This window comes from Flavobacterium lacustre, assembly GCF_027474525.2.
Taxonomy (GTDB): domain Bacteria; phylum Bacteroidota; class Bacteroidia; order Flavobacteriales; family Flavobacteriaceae; genus Flavobacterium; species Flavobacterium lacustre.
This window is the reverse complement of sequence record NZ_CP114882.2, coordinates 631,624-654,009: the sequence shown is the minus strand read 5'-3', so window position 1 is coordinate 654,009 and position 22,386 is coordinate 631,624. Positions and strand designations below refer to the sequence as shown.

Annotated in this window: 21 protein-coding genes; 10 read left to right on the top strand and 11 right to left on the bottom strand. The window is 33.7% G+C overall.

The window, feature by feature from the left end:
- Window positions 1-55 precede the first annotated feature (55 nt).
- The gene (phoU, locus tag O6P34_RS02995) at window positions 56-730 is read left to right on the top strand and encodes a phosphate signaling complex protein PhoU (RefSeq protein ID WP_269685849.1); all 675 of its coding nucleotides are present in this window, start codon (window positions 56-58) and stop codon (window positions 728-730) included.
- A gap of 60 nt (window positions 731-790) precedes the next feature.
- On the opposite strand, the gene O6P34_RS02990 is transcribed toward phoU, so the two are convergent.
- From O6P34_RS02990 to O6P34_RS02975, 4 genes are all read right to left on the bottom strand, one after another.
- Window positions 791-1,861: a glycosyltransferase gene (locus tag O6P34_RS02990; protein ID WP_269685848.1), complete on the bottom strand. Its 1,071-nt coding sequence runs from the start codon at window positions 1,859-1,861 to the stop codon at window positions 791-793.
- A 216-nt stretch (window positions 1,862-2,077) separates the two neighbouring features.
- Entirely contained in the window at window positions 2,078-5,509 is a 3,432-nt protein-coding gene (locus O6P34_RS02985; protein WP_269685847.1) for a DUF8818 domain-containing protein, read from the bottom strand.
- 173 nt (window positions 5,510-5,682) lie between these two features.
- The gene (locus O6P34_RS02980; RefSeq protein ID WP_269685846.1) at window positions 5,683-6,936 is read right to left on the bottom strand and encodes an aspartate kinase; all 1,254 of its coding nucleotides are present in this window, start codon (window positions 6,934-6,936) and stop codon (window positions 5,683-5,685) included.
- 67 nt (window positions 6,937-7,003) lie between these two features.
- The gene (locus O6P34_RS02975) at window positions 7,004-7,486 is read right to left on the bottom strand and encodes a GNAT family N-acetyltransferase (RefSeq protein WP_269685845.1); all 483 of its coding nucleotides are present in this window, start codon (window positions 7,484-7,486) and stop codon (window positions 7,004-7,006) included.
- Between the two features lie 168 nt (window positions 7,487-7,654).
- On the opposite strand from O6P34_RS02975, the gene fbp reads away from it, so the two are divergent.
- On the top strand, window positions 7,655-8,674 hold the full coding sequence (gene fbp / locus O6P34_RS02970) for a class 1 fructose-bisphosphatase (protein WP_269685844.1): 1,020 nt from the start codon (window positions 7,655-7,657) through the stop codon (window positions 8,672-8,674).
- A gap of 91 nt (window positions 8,675-8,765) precedes the next feature.
- On the opposite strand, the gene O6P34_RS02965 is transcribed toward fbp, so the two are convergent.
- Window positions 8,766-9,197 carry a tellurite resistance TerB family protein gene (locus O6P34_RS02965; protein WP_269685843.1) on the bottom strand — a complete coding sequence of 144 codons (432 nt, stop codon included), beginning with the start codon at window positions 9,195-9,197 and terminating at the stop codon, window positions 8,766-8,768.
- A gap of 133 nt (window positions 9,198-9,330) precedes the next feature.
- Between O6P34_RS02965 and O6P34_RS02960 the strand changes: the two genes are divergently transcribed.
- The 3 genes from O6P34_RS02960 to O6P34_RS02950 are packed head-to-tail and all read left to right on the top strand — an operon-like array spanning window position 9,331 to window position 12,006.
- Window positions 9,331-9,966 carry a HupE/UreJ family protein gene (locus O6P34_RS02960; RefSeq protein ID WP_489886164.1) on the top strand — a complete coding sequence of 212 codons (636 nt, stop codon included), beginning with the start codon at window positions 9,331-9,333 and terminating at the stop codon, window positions 9,964-9,966.
- 5 nt (window positions 9,967-9,971) lie between these two features.
- Entirely contained in the window at window positions 9,972-10,403 is a 432-nt protein-coding gene (locus O6P34_RS02955) for a deoxycytidylate deaminase (protein WP_269685841.1), read from the top strand.
- Between the two features lie 13 nt (window positions 10,404-10,416).
- The gene (locus tag O6P34_RS02950) at window positions 10,417-12,006 is read left to right on the top strand and encodes a S41 family peptidase (RefSeq protein WP_269685840.1); all 1,590 of its coding nucleotides are present in this window, start codon (window positions 10,417-10,419) and stop codon (window positions 12,004-12,006) included.
- Between the two features lies 1 nt (window position 12,007).
- Here the strand turns inward: O6P34_RS02950 and O6P34_RS02945 are convergent, their stop codons facing one another.
- From O6P34_RS02945 to O6P34_RS02935, 3 genes are all read right to left on the bottom strand, one after another.
- Complete coding sequence (locus O6P34_RS02945) at window positions 12,008-12,613, bottom strand: FAD-dependent oxidoreductase (protein ID WP_269685839.1); 606 nt, start codon at window positions 12,611-12,613, stop codon at window positions 12,008-12,010.
- A gap of 2 nt (window positions 12,614-12,615) precedes the next feature.
- Complete coding sequence (locus O6P34_RS02940) at window positions 12,616-12,819, bottom strand: hypothetical protein (protein ID WP_269685838.1); 204 nt, start codon at window positions 12,817-12,819, stop codon at window positions 12,616-12,618.
- A gap of 124 nt (window positions 12,820-12,943) precedes the next feature.
- Window positions 12,944-13,522, bottom strand: coding sequence for a MarC family protein (locus tag O6P34_RS02935; RefSeq protein ID WP_269685837.1), 579 nt, complete (start codon window positions 13,520-13,522; stop codon window positions 12,944-12,946).
- A gap of 203 nt (window positions 13,523-13,725) precedes the next feature.
- Between O6P34_RS02935 and O6P34_RS02930 the strand changes: the two genes are divergently transcribed.
- From O6P34_RS02930 to aat, 5 genes are all read left to right on the top strand, one after another.
- The gene (locus tag O6P34_RS02930; protein ID WP_269685836.1) at window positions 13,726-14,544 is read left to right on the top strand and encodes a hypothetical protein; all 819 of its coding nucleotides are present in this window, start codon (window positions 13,726-13,728) and stop codon (window positions 14,542-14,544) included.
- Window positions 14,545-14,628: 84 nt separating this feature from the next.
- Window positions 14,629-15,198 carry a DUF3109 family protein gene (locus O6P34_RS02925; RefSeq protein ID WP_269685835.1) on the top strand — a complete coding sequence of 190 codons (570 nt, stop codon included), beginning with the start codon at window positions 14,629-14,631 and terminating at the stop codon, window positions 15,196-15,198.
- 354 nt (window positions 15,199-15,552) lie between these two features.
- A complete protein-coding gene (locus O6P34_RS02920; RefSeq protein WP_269685834.1) occupies window positions 15,553-16,530 on the top strand; it encodes a ribonucleotide-diphosphate reductase subunit beta in 978 nt (325 codons plus the stop codon).
- A 244-nt stretch (window positions 16,531-16,774) separates the two neighbouring features.
- On the top strand, window positions 16,775-19,189 hold the full coding sequence (locus tag O6P34_RS02915; RefSeq protein ID WP_269685833.1) for a ribonucleoside-diphosphate reductase subunit alpha: 2,415 nt from the start codon (window positions 16,775-16,777) through the stop codon (window positions 19,187-19,189).
- A gap of 269 nt (window positions 19,190-19,458) precedes the next feature.
- Window positions 19,459-20,094: a leucyl/phenylalanyl-tRNA--protein transferase gene (gene aat / locus O6P34_RS02910; RefSeq protein ID WP_269685832.1), complete on the top strand. Its 636-nt coding sequence runs from the start codon at window positions 19,459-19,461 to the stop codon at window positions 20,092-20,094.
- Here aat and O6P34_RS02905 read toward each other — a convergent pair.
- From O6P34_RS02905 to tsf, 3 genes are all read right to left on the bottom strand, one after another.
- Window positions 20,083-20,658, bottom strand: a complete 576-nt coding sequence (locus O6P34_RS02905; RefSeq protein WP_269685831.1) for a DNA-3-methyladenine glycosylase I — start codon at window positions 20,656-20,658, stop codon at window positions 20,083-20,085. The two genes, aat and O6P34_RS02905, sit on opposite strands and share 12 nt — an antisense overlap.
- Window positions 20,659-20,661: 3 nt before the next feature.
- Entirely contained in the window at window positions 20,662-21,315 is a 654-nt protein-coding gene (locus O6P34_RS02900; protein ID WP_269685830.1) for a queuosine precursor transporter, read from the bottom strand.
- Window positions 21,316-21,488: 173 nt separating this feature from the next.
- Entirely contained in the window at window positions 21,489-22,313 is an 825-nt protein-coding gene (gene tsf, locus O6P34_RS02895; protein WP_269685829.1) for a translation elongation factor Ts, read from the bottom strand.
- Window positions 22,314-22,386: the final 73 nt, after the last annotated feature.

Here is a 22,386-nt window from a genome sequence, read left to right as displayed (position 1 = left end):
TTAATGCTTGTTTTGTTGTTGTGATTTTTACTCTTAATACTAAAAAAATAATAGGATGACACACTTTGAAATAGAATTAGAAAAACTTAAAAATATAATTATAAAAATAGGGAAACTTGCTGAAATTCAGGTGAGTGAATCTGTAAATGCATTACTTTCAGAAGCTGTCGCTGAAGGAAAAGAAGTAAAGAAAACCGAGCATAAAATTGATAAATTAGATGTAAAAATTGATGAGATTTGTCAAAGTATTTTTGCGTTACAGCAACCTGTAGCTTCGGATTTGCGTTTTATCATGTCGGCTATGCAAATTAGCAATGAGATTGAGCGTATAGGAGATTTGTCTATTAGCATCATCAAAAAAACAAAAAGTATTAAAGATAAACACGACTTGATTGCTAAATTCAACATAGCAGAATTAGCGCGTCAAGTGGAGTTGGTGACTACTAAAACCAATGAATGTTTCATAACACGTGATGAAAGTACTATAGGAGAGATTTTTGTTTTGAATAAAACCATCAAAAATAGATGTGATGAAGCCATTCACGATATCATTACGGAGATGAAAACAAATTCGAAAGCAGTTGTTTCCGGGACTAATCTTGTAATTGTGTTGAAACATCTTGAGCGTATTTCTGAGCATTGTACTAATGTTGCTGAATATGTTCATTTTATGATTCATGCTAAAATAATCAAACACGAAAAATTTGACGATAAGAAATTAGACAGTTAAATTATAAGCGTTTTAAAATTATAAAAAACACTAATCGGGCAGGTTCTGATTAGTGTTTTTTTATTTATCATCAAAAACTTTTAATAAGTCAGTCCAGTCAAAATCGGTGTTTACGATTGGTAATCCTTGATAATTTTTTATCTCTGCAAGTGCTTCAATTCTAAAATTGTCCTGCTCAGCAAAAGGAACTAAATTGCTGTTTTTTAGTTTTTTTGCTAAATATTCTTGTTCATATTGCCCTGGAGTAGGAATAAAAAAAGCCTTTTTTTGCAGGACAGCCAAGTCCATGATAGTGGTATATCCCGAACGGCTAAGTACAATTTCACTTTCGTTAAAAGTTTGTTCGAGTTGGCGCGTATTCATGAAATTATAATACGTAATATTTTCTATTTCTTCTTTCTTCTGTTCTTTCTCGACAATTCCTTTGATAAAAACGACTTTGCCATTAAATCGTAAAACTTCTCTTTTTAACATCTCTTCCAGAATTCCCCGTTGCGGCTCAGGACCGGACAGAATTACCATTAAATCATATTTTTGTGGCACTTCTTTTTTGTGTAAACGACTCAATGGTCCAATGTATTTCAGGTTTAGTGTATTCGTCTTTAAATGTCCTAATTTACCCGTCAAATTTATAGCATTTTCAACATCAGGAACCCAACATTCTGTATATTTTTTGATGATTTTTTGATGTAAAATACTGGTTATCCATGTAGTATTCCCGGTCATGACATTCAATTGATGTGTAATAAACACTGAGGGAACTTTTGGACTAAAAACTCCTAATCTATTGTCGGAAATAATACCTTCAATAGCATATTTTTTGACCCATTTTTTGACTAATCTTTTTTCTTCCCAAATGGCTTCCATCATTTTTGGGAGATTCTTCAGTAATTTCCATTTGAAATTTTTACCATTCTTGGCATATTCTATTTGGTATGAAGGCAGTTCTAATGTTTGGATATATGGAAACTCTTTTCGTAAAAGCGCTAATGCAATTCCATCGGAAGCAATTATTGGGATGAAATTATTTTCTTGTAATGCTTTGATGATAGGAATGCAACGTGTAGCATGTCCTAATCCCCAATTTAAGGGCGCGATTAAAATAGTCTTGTTGTTTGAATTCAAATTCATTTAGCGATATTCATTTGTTATTTGAATTTGAAAGTTAGTCAATGCAGTGGTTTTTCGTATTGTCAAGATATTACCAAACTATTAATTTATTTTTACTGTAAATGTACTTTAGAAAACCTTAAATAAAAAGTTGCTGTTCGTTTTTGAGTAGTCTCTCTATTTTAAATTATAACTTTTATTTTCGTTATTGCAGATATAATTTGTTAATTATCAATGCTAAAAATAAGCTCTTAATTGTACATTTCCTGTATGAATGGTTTGGCTTAATTCGCTTTTTCGTCCTTGATAATTTAAGTTGATGTCCAAAAACTGGGTCAGATTTTTTTGCAAAAGCAATCGCCAGGTTAAATTTTGTCCGGTTTGCAATCCTTCGAGCATCTGAAATCCTACCGAAGAAAATTCATTCCCGCTGAATTTATTCTGATAAAAAGAAAACTCTCCGTTGAGTGTGATTTTCTTGTCACCGGCATATGAAAACGAGGTTCCTAATCGGTTTTGAAGAAGCGTTTCTGAATTTCCAATTTGATTTTCCTTGTTTTGTATTTCATAAAATATATCCCAACTGGTATTTTTCGAAAAAAGATAACTGATTTTCGGTGCTAATTGGTAGCCGTTGATGGCATAATTTTTTTCTGGATAATTTTCAGAATTTAGTGTTGTTTGTATTGTTTTTGCAAAAAAGCCAAACAACCAACTTTTTTGGTATAAATGATTGTATTGCAATTGGTGGGAACCATTTGTCGCTTCTTGTGAGCCAATTGACAACAAGTTTTTTGTGCTGTTTTTTAAATAAGTGTAAGTGACAGAATGGTTTTGTTTGCCTCGATTATAGAACAAACTGTTTCTGAAACTCGAATTCAGCCCCAACACATTTTCATCAGAAGGAAGGAAAGGATTCAACTCGAAATTGTTGCCGTCACTTTTTGTTTTTCGGTCAATACTAAATGACGTTTGGTTGTAAAAATAAGAAAGGGTTTTTTTGATTCCATTTTCATTTTGCCATTGATTTGGGTTCAGGGTAATCGATTGGGAAAATTTATTTTGGTGTGTTTTGATGTAAATTCTATTGGGCAAAAAGACTCTGATGTATTTCGCCTGATCAATAAAAGGAGCAACTTCAAATTCCTCTAATTCCTGAATTCCGTTACCGTTGTAGTCGTTCCAAGTGTATACACCCTGCCCGGCTGCAACTTCCAGATATGTAAATTCCTGTTGCGGAATGCTGCCGGAATTGGTTTCGTAGACGGTTGTGTTTTGGATTAATTGATTAAAAAAACGATCATTGTAGAGGATTCTGGAATTCAATGAAGATTCTTTTTGTTTCGTGCCATTAATAAAATTTAACGTTCTGTAATTTACATAAACCGATAAATCACTTTTTTTAGTTTGAATCAACTTCGATTTCAAAATAAAAGTTTGTGATGCATTCACCCGCTGAATTATTCCGTTTTGTAAACTGTCATTGGTTCTTTTTAGATAACCCAATTCCACAAAAACTTTCGTGCTGTCACCTCTTCCCGTGAAAAAACCATATTCAGAAAATCGTTGGCTTAAAGCCGAAAATTGATTCGTAGCTTTCTCTTTTTCTTGATTATCTTCAATTCTCAAACTGCTTCCAATCCAGTTTTTATTGAAATGAAATCGCATTTGAGATTGATTTCGCAAGAATTTTGAAGTTGAAACCGTACCGTCACTCTTTAAAAAACTGCCTTTATTTTGAAAACTCCAGTTTTTCAATTTTATAATTCCGTCAATGTTGTGCCTGCTTCCGGAAAAGTGGTTTGTGAAATCTAATTTTTCAAACTGATACGTTACTATTCCTTTATTTTGAGTGTTGGTTTTTGGGTTTAAATTGAAATTTAATCCGGAAACTAAAAAACTTTGATTGCCGGTAGCAGTCGTGCCTAAATTCCAGTCTCTGTCAAATTCAATGCTGTAAAGTCGTTCCACAGAGGAAAAATTATCTTGTATAAATTGATAATTGGCGAAAGCATCAACATTCCACTTTTTTGAAAACAAACGCTGTTTTGCATTTATTTTTCCGGCTAATCCTTTGTTATTGCTGTCGTCAATTGACGAAAATAAATTTTTGTCATTAGAACTGACGCCTATTTCAAAATCTACTGCTGTTTTTTCGGTGGGTTTGTATTTTCCTAAAAAGGTAGCGACTTGAACTTTTGTTGGTGCTACAAGTTGTACAACAGGTTCGTATTTTCCTTGCGGAATACTATTTATTGGCGCTGTGTATTGATATATTCGACCAATTGCTGCTGTATTTGCTAAAATATAATTCCCTTTGTTTGTTCCCACTAAATTGTACCTAACATTGTATAAAACGTCTTCCGGTGAATTTGAATATTCAAAAATTTCAACTCCGTTCACTCTAGTTTTTTTATACAGTATTTTGTTGTCAGAGTACGAATCTTCATAAGCTGATGGTGCTACCATTAAATCTGAATTATCACCTGCATTAACCAAAATTTGAGCTTGATCTTCAGAAAGATTTTGTTGTAGAGGTTGGTTTTTCAAATCGCTTTCAGAATATACATATCCGCCAAAACTCCATTTTTCGTTTTCATGGGTTGCTCCTGCGTAAGTGACAAACCGGGTGTAATTTCTATCCGAATATTGGTATTCTATTGTAATTCGCATTTCGGATGTAATCGTAAAAAGCGGAGTGAAAATAATTTCACCGGCATTATAATCAATCGTATAATCATTGTTTTCGCCTCTTTTTAACAAACTCCCATTGACGTAAACCCGTTCAGAGCCTGAAATGACAAGTACATATAATTCGCCGTTTTGTCCTTTTAATTTATAAGGACCTTGATTGCCTTCTTGTCCCACAAAATTGCTTTTGGCATATTGTCCTTTGACTAATGCTACGGATGTAAAAATATTGGTATGATTATTTTCGGTTCCAAAGTCAAAATTCGTCGATAGACCTTGTACTTTTTTATTGAAATTCAGGAATTGGGTTTTCCTGTTTTCAAGAAAAACATCACCCGCTCGGATGTTCCATTTGTCACTGAAAAGTTCCAGAAATACATTGTCAAACTGATCCAGTTTCTGAGAATAACCGCCGTCTTGTAACGGAATATTACTGTCTTGTAAAGAGCCGCGTAAACTAACTTTCTCTGAAATTTTCCCAGTGATTTGTAAATCCAGATTGGAGTTTAAAGTCGTGTTTTGATTGTTGCCTATTGTAACGCCGCGAGTGATACTTCCCGAAGTATTTAATCCGTCAAAAGGAATGTTTTTTTTAGGAGAATCTTTTTGAATTTGGTATAAATTTTCAGTTGCGGCTTTATTACTGACCACTTGACTTGGATCATAAATACGGTATTCTTTGGTTAAACTTTCTGGAAGTTTTAAATACTGTACCGTAACAGAATCAGACTCAATGAGTGTGTTTTTATGGAGGACTAATGTTCCTTTTTGAAAATTGATGCTGTATTGCGAAGGGTCTAAAAGATTTCCTTTGGCGTCAAGCAATTCAAAAAAACTGGAATTAATGCTGTTGTTTTCAAGTGAAATAGTGTCTCGGGAAACAGGAATTTTTTTCGTTTGATACAGTGTATTCGTTTCCTGCGCCTGAAGCGCGGAAAAAGTAGAGATTATAATCCAAAAAAGGAATTTTTTTAACATAAATACTATAACTCGAAAGTGTCAAAAGTAGTATTTATAATTGGGAAATTATCAGAAGGAGATTATTTGATTCCGGACCCGAATAATTCCATTTTTGTACTTTAAAAGCGTAAAAAAAGGAAGCCGAATAAATCAACTTCCTTTTTTAAATTAACAATTTTTCTACCCTATTTTTATTCTTTAGTTACGACTTGCATCGTTTCGCGGCTTACTTGTTTTAATAAAACCACTTTATTATTTTCTACAGTCTGTGCTGCTTGGTCGTTGAAATGTCTGATGGTGTATAATGTCACATTTTCATCAAATTCTACTTTGAATTTTTTAGACAAAATCGCATTCAATTCATTGAAATTATCAAACTTGTCCTCTACACAAACCGAAAAACTAATCGCTGAATTTTGGATTAAATTAACTTTGATTTTGAATTGGTGAAACAAAGCAAAAATTTCACTGATATTTTCTTCCATTATGAATGAAAAATCTATTGAAGAAAGTGAAATCAAAAGTTGGTTTCTTTTGACAATAAAACAAGGTAAATATGGTTCTAAATCAACCCCTTTTGAAACACTTGTTCCTTTTAATAACGGATTGATAAATGATTTTACATACAAAGGGATTTCCTTTTTTTGTAAAGGTTGTAAGGTTTTTGGGTGAATTACCGTTGCGCCGTAAAAAGCCAATTCAATTGCTTCACGATACGAAATTTGGTTCAATAAACTAGCATTTTCAAAATAGCGCGGATCCGCATTCATTACACCCGGCACATCTTTCCAGATGGTTACACTTTCAGCATTTAAGCAATAGGCAAAAATGGCAGCGGTGTAATCTGAACCTTCACGGCCTAAAGTGGTAGTGAAATTATTTTCATCAGAACCTAAGAATCCTTGAGTAATATTTAAAATTTTGCGTTTTACGTTTTTGGCAATATTTTTCTGTGTCAATTCCCAGTCTACTTCAGCATCTCTGTAATTAGCGTTCGTTTTTATAAAGTTACGAACATCTAACCATTGTGTTTTGATTCCCATAAAGTTCATAAAATGACTTAAAATAGTAGTCGAAATCAACTCGCCATAACTTACGATTTGATCGTAAACAAAATTGTAATTTGGTGATTTATTGTGTGCTAAAAAATATTCTAAATCTGAAAACTGACCATTTACAGCTGCGAAAACTTCGTTTTTCTCGTCTTCAAACAAATCCAACAAAATCTGATTGTGGTATTTTTTTACTTCTTGTACGGATGAATTTAATTCTGCCGATTTATCAAAATAGTTCTTTATCACCACTTCAAGGGCATTTGTAGTTTTGCCCATGGCAGAAACCACTAACAATACATCTTCGTAACCTGCTTTTTGTAAAACGTCATATACGTTTTTAATTCCATCGGCATCTTTTACAGAAGCACCACCAAATTTGAATACTCTCATTTTAATTTAGATTTCAGATTTCAGATTTCAGATTTTTTGTCTGAAACAAAATCATATTTTAATTCCTTTAGTTTTTCAATTTATTTTCGACGAAATAGTTAATTGCAGCTTCGTCCATTTGAGCCACTCTCCATTCATCAAGAATTTTAGCACCTGATTTTTCATAAAATGCAATTGCCGGTGTATTCCAATCGAGCACATTCCATTCGATGCGTCTCACGTTATCTTTTTTGCCTTGTTTGATGATTTCGGAATACAGTGCATAACCCAAACCGGTTCCGCGCATTTTATCTTTGACTACTAAATCTTCCAGATGGATTGTTTTTCCTTTCCAAGTTGAATATCGGTAGTAATACAAAGCGATTCCAACAATTTCTTCCTCGACTTCGGCAACAAAAACATGAAATAAAGGATTAGACTCAAAACCATCTCTAATCAAATCGTCAACTGTAATCAAGACAGCATCCGGTTCTTTTTCAAACTCGGCTAATTCTTGAATAAGTCCTAAAACGGCTTTCATGTCTTGAGGAGTTCCTTTTCTAATATTCATGATCTTATTTTTAATGATTTTTTAGCGGACTAAATTACTATTTATAGCACTAAAATACCACTTAAAACAGCAAATATACAATACTGATAAACTAAATAAATAGTATTCAATTTGTTTTCACAAAAAACACGACATTTGTGACTTCAAAACAACTACAACGATTTCGTAATGGAACAACGCAACAAAACACTAGGTGAATTTATCATCGAAAATCAAAATGCCTTTCAATACTCGTCAGGCGAATTATCACGGATTATCAACTCAATTCGATTAGCTGCTAAAGTGGTTAACTACAAAGTGAATAAAGCCGGATTAGTAGACATTATTGGCGCAGCCGGAGAGCAAAATATCCAAGGTGAAGACCAACAAAAATTAGATGTTTATGCTAATGAGATTTTTATTCAAACGTTAATTAATCGGGAAATTGTCTGCGGAATCGCTTCCGAAGAAAATGATGATTTTATCACCGTTCAAGGTTCGGATAATTGTCACAATAATAAATATGTGGTTTTGATGGATCCGCTCGACGGTTCTTCGAATATTGATGTGAATGTTTCGGTAGGAACTATTTTTTCGGTTTACCGAAGAATTACGCCAATTGGAACACCGGTAACTCTCGAGGATTTTTTACAACCCGGAATTAATCAAGTGGCAGCCGGTTATGTGATTTATGGAACCTCTACAATGTTAGTCTACACTACAGGACATGGTGTAAATGGATTTACGTTGAACCCGGCAATTGGAACTTTTTATTTGTCTCATCCAAAAATGCAATTTCCTCAAGACGGAATTATTTACTCGATAAATGAAGGGAATTATGTTCATTTTCCTCAAGGTGTAAAAGATTATATCAAATATTGCCAGTTCGAAGAAGGGGACAGGCCATACACTTCGCGATATATAGGAAGTTTGGTTTCTGATTTTCATCGCAATATGATTAAAGGTGGAATTTATTTGTATCCAACAAGTTCAAAAGCGCCTAAAGGAAAGTTGAGATTGTTGTACGAATGTAATCCAATGGCATTTATTGCAGAACAAGCCGGCGGAAAAGCTTCGGATGGTTTTAACAGGATAATGGAAATTGAACCAACGGAGTTACATGAACGCGTTCCGTTCTTTTGCGGAAGCTATAATATGGTCGAAAAAGCAGAAGATTTTATGCACAAAGCTAAATTGAGTAAGTATTAAAAAGCTTTGTTTTTATATATTTAAACCATTAAGAAAGTAACTGAATTAGAAGTAAATCGTAATAAAGGAACTTTCTTAATGGATTTTTAGGTTACTTATTCATGTTTTTCATCTCATAAACAAAAGTGTCTGAGTCTACTTTTTTATCAATTAAAGCCAGCGCTTTATTGACAATATAATTAACATTGCCAGGAGTAAATCCTAAAGCTAATGCAAATTTAACCAATAATCGTTCTTGTTTGTCACCTAAATGATGGTCGATATGTACGATTCTCGCCAAATCATACAAACGCTCTAATCGCTCTACATACAAGTAAGGAGGATTAATGGGGTATTTTAATGGGTTTTCTAAAATCTCTTCGTATTCCGAAGGACTGATTTCAAGATTTATGGCCAGTTTGTCTAAAAATGCTTTTTCTTCAGGAGTAGATTTTCCGTCGGCAAGCGCCACGCGAACTATGGCTGAGAAATGACCTTTATTTCTTTGTTTGAATTCGCTATCAAATAGTTCTGAAAATGACATAATAGTTGGTTTTTATATCATAAAGATAAGTATTTTTTGATTATTCATTTCAATTTCTTTTCTAATTTTTGCTGAATTAAATCGTTTTTTCCTCAAATGATTTGCAGAATCGAAATCAAGATTTTCAAAATTAATCGTAAGTTTACAACCCCATTATCAACTTAATAATTTACCGATGTCAGAATTTTGGATTTACTTTCAAATTGGATTAAAACACGTTTTAGATATTCATGCTTACGACCACGTTTTATTTTTAATAGCATTAGCGGTTCCGTTCTCGTTTAAGGATTGGAAAAGAATAGTTCTTTTGGTCAGCCTTTTTACAATTGGTCACACGATGGCATTATTGCTTTCTGTTTATGGAATCATTGCCATAAAAGTTAATGTTGTGGAGTTGCTGATTCCCATAACGATATTGATAACCGCATTATTTAATCTTTTTACCGCAGGAAAATCCAATAAAAAGGAAAGTATAAATCTGGTTTTTTTCATTACTCTTTTCTTCGGAATCATTCACGGATTGGGGTTTTCGAATTATTTTAAAACGATTCTTGGCGGAAGCGCGAATTCAAAATTAATACCTTTGGGAGAATTTGCATTAGGGATTGAAGCTGCTCAAATTGTGGTAGTTTTTGTGGTTTTGGTATTGTCATATATTGTTCAAACTGTTTTTCGATTTTCAAAACGGGATTGGACTTTGGTATTATCGTCCTTTATTATAGGGGTGGTTTTGCCAATGATTGTAGAAAGTGAAATTTGGAACAGATAATAAAAATGAGCGAAAAAAAATTAAATAAATACGATAAAGCCTATCTTAGAATTGCAAAAGAATGGAGTCTTTTGTCGTATTGTAAACGCAAACAAGTAGGTGCAATTATTGTTAGAGACCGTATGATTATTTCTGACGGATATAACGGAACGCCATCAGGTTTTGAGAATTGCTGCGAGGATGAAGAAGGATTAACACGTTGGGATGTTTTACATGCTGAGGCAAATGCTATTCTAAAAGTAGCCCGATCTACACAATCGTGTGAAGGAGCGACTTTATACATTACGCTTTCGCCATGCAAAGAATGCAGTAAATTAATTCATCAATCCGGTATAAAAAGAGTTGTGTATCATAACGGATACCGCGATGATTCCGGAATTCAGTTTTTGATTAAAGCAGGAGTAGAGGTACAACACATTCCGGTTTTAGAAGAATAAAAGGTGTTTTCATATGAAATTTAACCCAAAATATTGGCCCATCGTAATTGGAACAACACTTGCTGTTGGAATTCTTCTTGGTGGAATGTTAAATTTCCCTGACGAGAACCATTTTTTAGTCAAAAACAATTCGAAAAGCAAGCTCAATAAACTCATTGATTTTATCGACAAAGAATATGTAGACGATGTCAATACGGATTCAATCGTTAATCTTACCGTAGACAATATTCTGGCGCAACTCGATCCGCATTCCGTTTATGTTCCGCCAAGTGAGCAGGCTGCAGTTGCAGAGAATATGAAAGGGAATTTTGTTGGAATCGGTGTTAATTTTTATATGTACAATGATTCGGTGGCAGTAATAAAACCGGTTGAAAATGGACCTTCGGAAAAAGCAGGAATTAAAGCCGGAGACCGAATTTTGTATGCGAATAAAACAAAATTATTTGGACGAAAATTACCCAATGACAGTTTGTTTTCTAAATTAAAAGGAACAGTAGGTTCAGAAATTGAAGTTATGGTTTACAGAAAATCAGAGCGACGAAAACTGAAAGTAAAAATAACAAGAGATATTATTCCGCTGAAAAGCGTAGATGTTGCTTTGCTTTTGAATGCAACTACGGGTTATATAAAAATAAATCGTTTTGCAGAAACTACTTTCGATGAATTTAAAGCCGGCTTAGTGAAGTTAAAACAACAAGGTGCTAAAACGCTTGTAATCGATGTTAGGGATAATGGTGGCGGATACATGGAAGAAGCGATTGCAATTGCAGATGAATTATTGAAAGAGAAAGAACTTATTGTTTTTACTAAAAATAAAAAGGGAACTATTGATAAAAAATATGCGACAGCAAAAGGCATTTTCGAAAGTGGAAATGTATTTCTGTTAATCAATGAAAACAGCGCGTCAGCAAGCGAAATTTTGGCAGGAGCGATACAAGATAATGACAGAGGGATTATTGTAGGGAGACGTTCTTTTGGGAAAGGTTTGGTGCAACGCGAAATGGATTTTGAAGATGGTTCTGCAGTGCGCTTAACGATTGCCAGATATTATACCCCCGTTGGACGTTCGATACAAAAGCCGTATTCGAAAGGGAATGAAAATTATTTTAAAGAATCGGATTCTCGTTTTGTAAACGGGGAGTTATACGAAAAAGACAGTATAAAAGTGACTGATACGTTGAAATTTAAAACCAAGAAAGGTAAAATTGTCTATGGCGGTGGCGGGATTGTTCCAGATGTTTTTGTTCCTCTTGAAATAGAGCACGGAAATGAAAATACGGCTTACTTATTACAATCGGGTGTTGTGGGACATTTTGTATTTGAACAATTAGATAAAAACCGTAACGCTTTCAAAGGATTGACTTTTAATCAGTTTGCAACCAAAATTAATGCTACAGATGCGTACTTTAATTTGTTTCAAAAGTATCTTTTCGAAAACGGATTAGATATAAAATTCACTAAAACTAAGCCTTTAGTGAAGCGTTATCTAGCAGCAGAATTTGCCCGCCAATTGTATGGAGAAAAATATTATTATGAAATTACATTGAAAGAAGATGCGATGATACAAGCAATTTTGGGTAAAAAGTCAAATGCTAAACCGTAATCTATCGGATGCTGTCATGCGAATGAGTTTGTACACCGTCGTTCCATAGCGTTAGAATGTCTGTGGCAACTGCGGCTCCACTTCCTGCGGCAATGGCCAGTTGGCTTCTCCAGCCGGCTAAAGTTCCAATTACATAAATACCTTCGGTAACTTTATGATCTGTATTTTGCAACTGAATGCGTTGTTTTTCCGGAAGCGCTTTTTGATGTGGAGTTACAAATTGCATTAACCCTTCTATAGCAAAAGTATTTGCAGAACCAATTCCTATTACAATAGTTTTTGTTTTGTAGCTGTTTTTATTGGTAAAAACTTCAAATTCAGGAAAATTACCTTCAATCCTGATTACTTTTTCATCAGAAATTTGCGTGATGTGGGGATAGGTATTGGATAGGTTTTTAATGCTTTCCGTCAATAGTTCCGAGCCTAATTTTCCTGGAGGAATTCCGTAAGCATTATTGAAAAGTGCTTCTTGAAGCGCAGACGTTTTTTGGTGAGTGAAAATTCCGATTTTTTTATCAGAAGCAAAGGATTTGTTTTTTGCAGATCCAAGAACAAGAGCACAAGATATTCCAGAAACACCTCCGCCAATTATTAGAACATCAAACATTCTTAAAGTTTATCATTCATTTTTTCTTCTATTTTTTTAGACATTCTAAAAATTAAAAGAATTAAAACGGCACAAAACGAAGCGGCAATTCCAATAAAAGCAACGGCACTGTCTCCCTGAAACGGATGCTGAAAATCAAGCAAAGTGATATTGAATACAATTAACGCCAATGCTAAAAAAACCAAAACGGTAGTGAAAATTTTCATAAGGTGAATTTTTGTTTTTTATTATAAAATAGAAATATCAGGAAAATCAAGAAATCAAAACAGATCTCATGGTAATCAAGACTAATTTATAAAGAACATCGGGGTAAATTTATGAAAATTTATTTTAGACAAACAAACCTTTAACATTCGCAGCGAATAATTTAACAGCTATAGCAAGAAGTACCACGCCAAATGCCTTGCGAATTACGCCAAGTCCATTTTTTCCTAACATTTTTTCAAGTTTTGATGAAGATTTTAAAACAATATAAACCAAAACGATATTCAGGATTATGGCAATCACGATATTGATGGTGTGAAATTGAGATCGTAACGATAGCAAAGTGGTCATTGTTCCCGCTCCTGCAATTAATGGAAAGGCAAGAGGAACAATCGATGCGGAATTTGCTTCTTCGTCTCTGTAAATGCGAATTCCCAAGATCATTTCGAGAGCTAAAAAGAATAATACAAATGAACCTGCAACGGCAAATGAATGCACGTCAATACCAATTAAACTTAAAAATTCCTCTCCGATAAACAAGAAAACAATCATAATAATTCCAGCCACAATAGAAGCTTTCTCCGATTCGATATGCCCGTGTTTAGCTCTTAAATCAACAATAATAGGAATGGTTCCTACAATATCAATTACAGCAAAGAGTACCATTCCTACGGTGATTATTTCTCTAAAGTCTATTTCTAACATGTCTTTTATATTTGGTGTAAAAGTATAGAATTTACTTTGGTTAATAGTTAAGTTGATTTTAATTTTTAGGGATACCTTTTTTTAATGTGGTGAGTTTGTTTTCTTATTTTTTAAAATTAAAAATTTAACTCTTAATTCGCTTTTTAAAATCTAAGTATCTGAAAATCAATTTGTAATTTTGTTTTAATTTAAAATACTTAGCCATGAAAAAGATAGTTTGGGTTTTTAGTATAGTGTTGATGTTGGTTTTTGAGAATGCATCACAAGCTCAGGTTTTGAAAAAATTGCAAAGAAAAATACAAGATAAAGTTGAACAAAAAGCGGTAGATAAAGTCTCAGATGAAGTTGAAGAAGAAAATTTTAAAGCTATAAATGAAATTTCAAATGCCGAAGCGATTTCAATGGGCTACGGAAAAAATAAAATAGACGCATCTGTAGTTCCAAATTCGTATCAATTTAGTTGGAAATATTCTTTGGAGATCCAAAACGAAACGGAAAAACCGGTTACAGCAGACTATTTTTTAGAACCTAATGCGGGTTATTTTGGACTCAATATGGGAGATTCTAATGAAATGTTTATGATTATGGATACTAGTAATAAGTTAACGGTGACTTGTTTTGATCAAAATGGGGAGAAAGTAGCTATGGCGCTAAGAATTCCGGATTACAAAGGCATTGTTGAAAAGGAAAATAAGGAGGCTGATTTCTCTTACAGAAGTCTTCCTGATAAAATAATTATGGGTTATAATTGTAAAGGAATTGAGGCTGTAAGTGACGATTATGTTGTGGTATTTTATTATACAAATAATGCAAAAGTGAGTTTTTCGGATTTGTTTCAATCGCAACAGAAAAGAAAAACGCCCGATGCTTTACAATATTATTTTAAGTCCGGCGAAAAGCCCTTGATGATGATGACCACAATAAAGGATCTGAAAAATAAAGGAGCAATTACAACTATGAAGTGTGTTTCCTTAGAAAAGCATCCGTATTCATTTATAAAATCAGATTACAAGTTTATGTAAAGAGGTTTTAATTTCCTCGTTTTTGTTTTGTAATTTATGATTTGGCGGTATGATTTTTTAAAATTCTTTGGATATATTTGCAAAATGTTTCAACTAGGAAAAACCATCGTTTCAGAAGATATACTCGGAAAAGAGTTTGTGTGTAATTTATCAGCTTGTAAGGGGGCTTGTTGTGTAGACGGCGATGCCGGAGCACCACTAAGTTTGGAGGAAACTCAAATCCTTGAAGCTATTTATCCAAAAGTAAAACCGTTTCTTCGCAAACAAGGAATTGCTGCTATTGAAGCGCAAGGAACTTGGGTAAAAGGAACAGATGGAGATTTAGAAACGCCTCTTATTGATAACAAAGATTGTGCTTACGTAATTTTTGATGGAAAAACCGCGCTTTGCGGTATTGAGCAAGCCTATAATCAGGGAGTAATAGACTGGAAAAAACCTGTTTCTTGTCATTTATATCCAATTCGTGTAAAAGATTTTACGGAGTTTGCAGCTGTTAATTATGATAAATGGGACATTTGTGATGATGCCTGTTCGCTGGGAAAAGAACTGGAAGTGCCTGTTTACAAATTCGTCAAAGAAGCTTTAATCCGAAAATTTGGGGAAGATTGGTATGCTGAACTTGAAAAAGTGGCTCAAGACATGAAGCGTCAGTAACAAAAAAAACAAATTTAAAAACAAGAAATTTTTTAGTGGCTTTATATCCTTTAAATTAAAAAAAAAGAGGAAAAGTCGAATGAAAAATGTTTTCAAAAAAAATCAAAATTTTTCTTGTTTCCTCTTTCAAAAATCCTATATTTTACGGTGCTTTTTCTAATTTATAATTTTTTAAAATACTGTTTTTCAGTAGTTTGAAAAAATCATTAAAAATATTCTAATTTTTTCCATTTGTTAAAAACTAGAGCTTATTGTGAATAAGTTTGACTTTTATTAACCGCATTATTTCACAATCTTTGTAATTCTCAAAACGGATAAAATTCCGTTACAATCTCAAAAAAATAAACAATCATAATGATGCAAGTTGAACCAATTTTACAAGAAAATAAAAATCGTTTCGTAATTTTTCCTATCAAGCACCATGATATCTGGGAATGGTACAAAAAAATGGAAGCCAGTATCTGGACTGCAGAAGAAATTGATTTGTCTCAGGATTTAAACGACTGGAATAATAAACTTAGTGATGATGAAAAGTATTTCATTAAACATATTCTTGCTTTTTTTGCTGCTTCTGATGGAATTGTAAATGAAAATCTTGCTGAAAATTTCGTGAATGAAGTGCAATATGCTGAAGCAAAATTCTTTTATGGTTTTCAAATCATGATGGAAAACATTCACAGCGAAACGTATTCTCTTTTGATTGATACCTATGTAAAAGATGAAGCAGAGAAAAATGAATTGTTTACTGCGATAGATGTTTTTCCTGCTATTAAGAAAAAAGCAGAATGGGCATTAAAATGGATTGAATCGGATTCTTTTGCTGAACGATTGATTGCTTTTGCAGCGGTTGAAGGGATTTTCTTCTCCGGAAGTTTCTGTTCTATTTTTTGGTTGAAAAAACGTGGATTAATGCCGGGATTAACTTTTTCTAACGAATTGATTTCTCGTGACGAAGGAGTTCACTGTGATTTTGCGGTGCATTTACACAATCACCATTTGATTAATAAAGTTCCAAAAGACAGAATCAAAGAAATTATTGTTAATGCTTTAGATATTGAAAGAGAATTTATCACAGAATCTATACCAGTAAGTTTGATTGGTATGAATGCGGTTTTAATGACGCAATATTTAGAGTTTGTAACTGATAGATTGTTAGTGGAATTAGGTTGTGAAAGAGTTTACAATACTTCAAATCCTTTTGATTTTATGGATATGATTTCGCTTCAAGGGAAAACTAATTTCTTTGAGAAAAAAGTAGGTGAATATCAAAAATCAGGTGTTATGAATACTGATGTTGATGCTCAGAAAATATCCTTTGATGCTGAGTTTTAAAAATTAATTTTCTTGGACCATTTTTCTTTTTAAATGATCTTGATTATACTGAATTTCTGAATGTTGCTGCGGTCATAGCCCAGATAGTAATGGAAATCCTTTTTATTTTTTTTCTTTAAAAAATAAAAAGATTGCAATGGATAGCTGGAAATAGCTCCAAAAAAAATGCTGAAATAAGTTTGGCATAAATTACAAATAACGAAAAACAGCGAAGGGATTTTCTGTTTTAAAAACAAACAAAAGTATGTACGTAGTAAAAAGAGATGGCCATAAAGAGCCTGTAATGTTCGACAAAATCACAGATAGAATTAAAAAACTATGTTATGGTTTAAATGATTTGGTTGATGCTGTAAAAGTAGCAATGCGAGTAATTGAAGGACTGTATGATGGAGTTTCTACGTCAGAATTAGATAATTTAGCAGCCGAAACTGCGGCATCAATGACTATTGCACACCCTGATTATGCTCAGTTAGCGGCCCGTATAGCAATTTCAAATTTACATTCTAATACTAAAAAATCATTCTCGGAAACGATGAATGATATGTTTAATTATGTGAATCCAAGAAACGGACAATATGCGCCTTTGTTATCGGATGAAGTGCATGAAGTGATTATGAAAAATGCTGAATTTTTGGATTCGCATGTAATATATAACAGAGATTTTAACTACGATTATTTTGGTTTTAAAACCTTAGAAAGATCGTATTTGCTAAAAATAAATGGTAAAATCGTAGAACGTCCACAACATATGTTGATGCGTGTTGCGGTTGGGATTCACTTAGATGATTTGGCATCAGTAATAGAAACGTACGACTTAATGTCAAAAAAATTCTTTACGCATGCAACACCAACATTATTTAATGCGGGGACACCAAAAGCGCAAATGTCTTCTTGTTTCCTTTTGGCTATGCAGGATGACAGCATTGACGGAATTTACGATACGTTGAAACAGACGGCAAAAATCTCACAATCAGCAGGTGGAATTGGGCTTTCTATTCACAATGTTCGTGCAACGGGTTCTTATATTCGCGGCACTAACGGAACGTCAAACGGAATTGTTCCAATGTTGCGTGTTTTTAATGATACAGCACGTTATGTAGATCAAGGTGGTGGAAAACGTAAAGGTAGTTTTGCTATATATATTGAAACTTGGCATGCGGATATCTTTGAATTCCTAGATTTGAAAAAGAATACCGGAAAAGAAGAAATGCGTGCGAGAGATTTGTTCTTTGCCATGTGGACTTCTGATTTGTTTATGAAACGGGTACAGGAAGATAGTTATTGGACGTTAATGTGTCCTAACGAATGTCCTGGATTGTATGACGTGTATGGAGATGATTTTGAAAAAATGTACACGGATTACGAAAAAGCCGGAAAAGGTAGAAAAACCATCAAAGCGCATGAATTGTGGGAGAAAATTCTGGAATCCCAAATCGAAACTGGAACGCCTTATATGTTGTATAAAGATGCTGCCAACAGAAAATCAAATCAAAAAAATCTAGGTACGATTCGTTCTTCGAATTTGTGTACAGAGATTATGGAATACACTTCAAAAGATGAAATTGCGGTTTGTAACTTGGCGTCACTTTCGTTGCCAATGTTTGTAGAAAACAAAAAATTCAATCATGATTTGTTATTTACGGTTACTAAACGCGTAACCAGAAACTTGAATAAAGTTATTGACAGAAATTATTATCCGGTAAAAGAAGCTGAAAATTCTAATATGCGTCACAGACCAGTTGGTCTTGGAGTACAAGGATTAGCCGATGCTTTTATCATGTTGCGTTTGCCATTTACCAGCGATGAAGCTAAAAAAATGAACCAGGAGATATTCGAAACTTTATATTTTGCAGCTGTTACCGCTTCAATGGAAATGGCTAAAGAAGAAGGACCATATTCTACTTTTGAAGGTTCGCCAATGTCACAAGGAGAATTCCAGTTCAATTTGTGGGGAATGAAAGATGAAGAATTATCTGGTCGTTGGGACTGGGCTTCCTTACGAAAAGAAGTTATGGAACACGGTGTGAGAAACTCTTTGTTAGTAGCACCAATGCCAACGGCTTCTACTTCTCAAATTTTAGGTAACAACGAAGCTTTTGAACCATATACTTCTAACATATACACTAGAAGAGTACTTTCAGGTGAGTTTATTGTGGTAAATAAACACTTGTTGCATGATTTAGTGGAGCGCGGATTGTGGAATGAAACGTTGAAACAAGAATTAATGCGAAATAACGGTTCTGTTCAAGACCTTAATATTCCGCAAGATTTGAAAGAATTGTACAAAACTGTTTGGGAAATGTCTATGAAAGACATTATCGATATGTCACGTCAACGTGGTTATTTTGTAGATCAATCTCAATCATTGAATTTATTTATGCAAAATGCCAATTATTCTAAATTGACATCGATGCATTTCTATGCTTGGCAATCCGGATTAAAAACGGGAATGTATTATTTAAGAACTAAATCAGCGGTAGATGCAATTAAATTTACATTAAACAATGATAAAAAAGCAGAGCCAATGGAAATTAAAGAGCAGTCAATTGCTATTCCGGTAGTAGCGGAGCAAGTAGAAATGACTGCCGACGAATACAGAGCGATGATTGAACTGGCTAAGAACGCTGGTCCAGACGAATGCGAAATGTGTGGCTCATAAAGATTTAGATTAACGATTTATATGAAACAGCTATCATTTTGGTAGCTGTTTTTTTAGTGCTATTTATTTCATTAGTTCGTTTTGCTTGTGTCCAGATTTTCGTTACAAATAAAGTGTACTGAACTCCAATTTATTAAAAGTTAAGTGTATCGGGTCTGAATTATATTTATCTTTATATGAAAGTATAGTTTTGTATGAGAAGCAAATTCAAAATTATAAAGTGTTTTGTCTAAATAAAGCTTAACCAAAAATGTAGCTGTAAGGCTTTTATGTATTACGTATCTAAAACATTGTTTTTTCCTCCGGTCTCCGAAGCTAATGCTGACGGAATACTTGCTATTGGAGGTGACTTATCTCCAGAACGGCTTATGTTAGCTTATAAAAGCGGTGTTTTTCCTTGGTTTGAAGATGGAGAACCGATACTTTGGTGGTCACCCAATCCCAGAATGGTTTTGTTTCTTAACGAACTAGTTGTTTCAAAGAGTATGCGAAATATTCTGAATAGAAACGTCTTTAAAGTAACTTTCAATCAAAATTTTAGGGATGTTATTTCAAATTGCCAAAATATAAAACGCGAGGGACAAAATGGTACTTGGATAACGAATGATATGATTGAAGCTTATTGTAGACTTCATGAATTAGGTGTAGCCAAATCAGTTGAGGTTTGGCAGGATGAGCTTTTGGTTGGTGGTTTATACGGAATAGATTTGGGAAATATCTTCTGTGGAGAAAGTATGTTTTCTAAAGTTTCAAATGCTTCAAAAGTAGCGTTTATCGCTTTGGTCAATCAGTTGAAAGAAGTAAATTATAAACTATTGGACTGCCAGGTTTATAATTCGCATCTCGAGAGTTTGGGATGCAGGGAAATTGAACGGGAAGCATTTATATCGATTTTAAAGAGTTGAATCTTCCGTTCTCTTCCAGCAATCGGCAAAATGATCGTTTACCATTCCGGTTGCCTGCATATGCGCATAAACGACTGTTGAGCCTACAAATTTGAACCCGCGTTTCTTCAAATCCTTACTTATGGTATCAGAAAGTGGAGTCGTGGCTTTAGCATCTGAAAAATTTTTCAGGTTGTTTACAATTGGTTTTCCGTCGACAAATTTCCATATGTAGTTTGAAAAAGTGCCGAATTCTTCCTGAACTTTCATGAAAGCTATTGCATTTGAAACGGCTGCTCTAACCTTTAATCGATTACGAATAATACCTGTGTCAAGAAGTAATTCTTGGATTTTATCTTCGGAATAGGTTGCTATTTTTTTATAGTCAAAAGCATCAAAAGCGAGTCTGAAATTTTCTCTTTTGTTCAAAATGGTTATCCAGCTTAATCCAGCTTGAAAAGTTTCTAAAATTAAAAACTCAAATAAAGTTTCGTCGTCATAAACCGGAACTCCCCATTCTTCGTCATGATATTTTTTGTATAAATCACTTGAATTACACCAGTTGCATCTTTTTTTATCATCCATAATTTATTGGGTATCTTCTGCTAAATATTTTTTTATTAAATAGTGTCCTAAATAAATTAGTGGCGTTAATACAACTGCAACACATAATTTGAATGTGTAGCCTGTCAAAGCAGAGCTTATAAATGTATCAAAGTTGATTTTTCCGGGCAGCCAAAACGCAATTCCTAATACAATAAAAGAGTCAAATAATTGTGAAATAACGGTAGAACCAGTAGCTCTCAGCCATATTTTTTGATTTCCCGTTTTCTTTTTAAAAAACCAAAAAACGGTTACGTCAATTAATTGCGAAACTAAAAAGGCAATAATACTTCCAACAATAATCCACATACTTTGTCCAAAAACGGCTTGAAACTGTTCGTCATTCACCGGACTGATTCCTTTTGCTGCCGGGATTGTAATGGCCAAAAGTAAAATGATAAAAGCATAAGCAATTAGACAAGCAGTGATTATAGAGAGTTTTTTGACTCCTTTTTCTCCAAAATATTCATTGATTAAATCGGTTGTCAAAAAAACGATTGGCCAAGGCAAAATACCAATACTCATTACAAAAGGACCTATTTGTATGAGTTTACCACCAATTAATTCAGCAACAACCGAATTGGTAATGAAAATCCCGGCCAGGATTACGAATACAAGTTCTTTTTTGGTTTTAAACATAGAAAAAATATTAGTTTTTCAAATTTAGTATTTTAATTTGAAATTTATGTTTTTACTGTACTCGCAGGAGTTTTTTAAAAGAAAAATCCCATTCGTATCTCGAATGGGATTTAATATTTTGGTTTAGAAAATTTCTAAAATAAATTTAGAATCTGAAACGAGTTCAGAATAAATTATCCTAAAGCAGCTCTTTTGAAACCTGTAACGATAAGATCTTTGTCTAAAGATTTAGCATAAGCAGCAACGCTTAATTTATTGTCTTTGATATAATCTTGGTTAACTAATGTGTTATCTTTAAAGAAACGAGCTAATTTACCTTTAGCGATATTGTCTAACATTGCTTCTGGTTTTCCTTCTTGACGTAGGATGTCTTTAGCAATTTCGATTTCTTTAGCGATAGTGTCAGCATCAACTCCTGTTTCGTCTAATGCGATTGGAGCCATAGCGGCAGCTTGCATAGCGATGTTTCTAGCAACTTCGTCAGTACCTTCTAATTTTGCAGATAATGCAACCAAGGTAGCGATTTTGTTTCCAGAGTGGATGTAAGATCCGATAAAAGCACCTTCTAATTTTTCGAAAGTTCTGATTTCTAGTTTTTCACCGATAACTCCAGTTTGTTCTATTAATTTATCAGCAACAGTGATTCCGTTGTAATCAGCAGCTAAAAATTCTTCTTTAGTATTGAAGTTCAATGCTAAATTAGCCATTTCAGTAGCCATTTTTACAAAGTTCTCATTCATTCCCACAAAGTCAGTCTCACAGTTTAAAGTGATTACAACACCAGCAGTTTTGTCAGCGTTTACAACAGCAATAGCAGCACCTTCAGTAGATTCTCTATCTGAACGGTTAGCAGCTACTTTTTGTCCTTTCTTACGTAAGTTTTCGATAGCTAAATCAAAATCTCCTTCTGCTTCAACCAAGGCTTTCTTGCAGTCCATCATTCCTGCACCAGTGATTGTTCTTAATTTATTTACGTCTGCAGCAGTAATTGTTGCCATATTGTATATTTTTTATGTGTTAAAAGTAAAAATTCCAACTTTCAAATTCCGAATTCCAATTTTATTAAATTAT

Coding starts and splice junctions, on each gene's coding strand:
- phoU (WP_269685849.1), top strand. CDS start 56: ATGACACACTTTGAAATAGAATTAGAAAAACTTAAAAATATAATTATA.
- O6P34_RS02990 (WP_269685848.1), bottom strand. CDS start 1,861: ATGAATTTGAATTCAAACAACAAGACTATTTTAATCGCGCCCTTAAAT.
- O6P34_RS02985 (WP_269685847.1), bottom strand. CDS start 5,509: ATGTTAAAAAAATTCCTTTTTTGGATTATAATCTCTACTTTTTCCGCG.
- O6P34_RS02980 (WP_269685846.1), bottom strand. CDS start 6,936: ATGAGAGTATTCAAATTTGGTGGTGCTTCTGTAAAAGATGCCGATGGA.
- O6P34_RS02975 (WP_269685845.1), bottom strand. CDS start 7,486: ATGAATATTAGAAAAGGAACTCCTCAAGACATGAAAGCCGTTTTAGGA.
- fbp (WP_269685844.1), top strand. CDS start 7,655: ATGGAACAACGCAACAAAACACTAGGTGAATTTATCATCGAAAATCAA.
- O6P34_RS02965 (WP_269685843.1), bottom strand. CDS start 9,197: ATGTCATTTTCAGAACTATTTGATAGCGAATTCAAACAAAGAAATAAA.
- O6P34_RS02955 (WP_269685841.1), top strand. CDS start 9,972: ATGAGCGAAAAAAAATTAAATAAATACGATAAAGCCTATCTTAGAATT.
- O6P34_RS02950 (WP_269685840.1), top strand. CDS start 10,417: ATGAAATTTAACCCAAAATATTGGCCCATCGTAATTGGAACAACACTT.
- O6P34_RS02945 (WP_269685839.1), bottom strand. CDS start 12,613: ATGTTTGATGTTCTAATAATTGGCGGAGGTGTTTCTGGAATATCTTGT.
- O6P34_RS02940 (WP_269685838.1), bottom strand. CDS start 12,819: ATGAAAATTTTCACTACCGTTTTGGTTTTTTTAGCATTGGCGTTAATT.
- O6P34_RS02935 (WP_269685837.1), bottom strand. CDS start 13,522: ATGTTAGAAATAGACTTTAGAGAAATAATCACCGTAGGAATGGTACTC.
- O6P34_RS02930 (WP_269685836.1), top strand. CDS start 13,726: ATGAAAAAGATAGTTTGGGTTTTTAGTATAGTGTTGATGTTGGTTTTT.
- O6P34_RS02925 (WP_269685835.1), top strand. CDS start 14,629: ATGTTTCAACTAGGAAAAACCATCGTTTCAGAAGATATACTCGGAAAA.
- O6P34_RS02920 (WP_269685834.1), top strand. CDS start 15,553: ATGATGCAAGTTGAACCAATTTTACAAGAAAATAAAAATCGTTTCGTA.
- O6P34_RS02915 (WP_269685833.1), top strand. CDS start 16,775: ATGTACGTAGTAAAAAGAGATGGCCATAAAGAGCCTGTAATGTTCGAC.
- aat (WP_269685832.1), top strand. CDS start 19,459: ATGTATTACGTATCTAAAACATTGTTTTTTCCTCCGGTCTCCGAAGCT.
- O6P34_RS02905 (WP_269685831.1), bottom strand. CDS start 20,658: ATGGATGATAAAAAAAGATGCAACTGGTGTAATTCAAGTGATTTATAC.
- O6P34_RS02900 (WP_269685830.1), bottom strand. CDS start 21,315: ATGTTTAAAACCAAAAAAGAACTTGTATTCGTAATCCTGGCCGGGATT.
- tsf (WP_269685829.1), bottom strand. CDS start 22,313: ATGGCAACAATTACTGCTGCAGACGTAAATAAATTAAGAACAATCACT.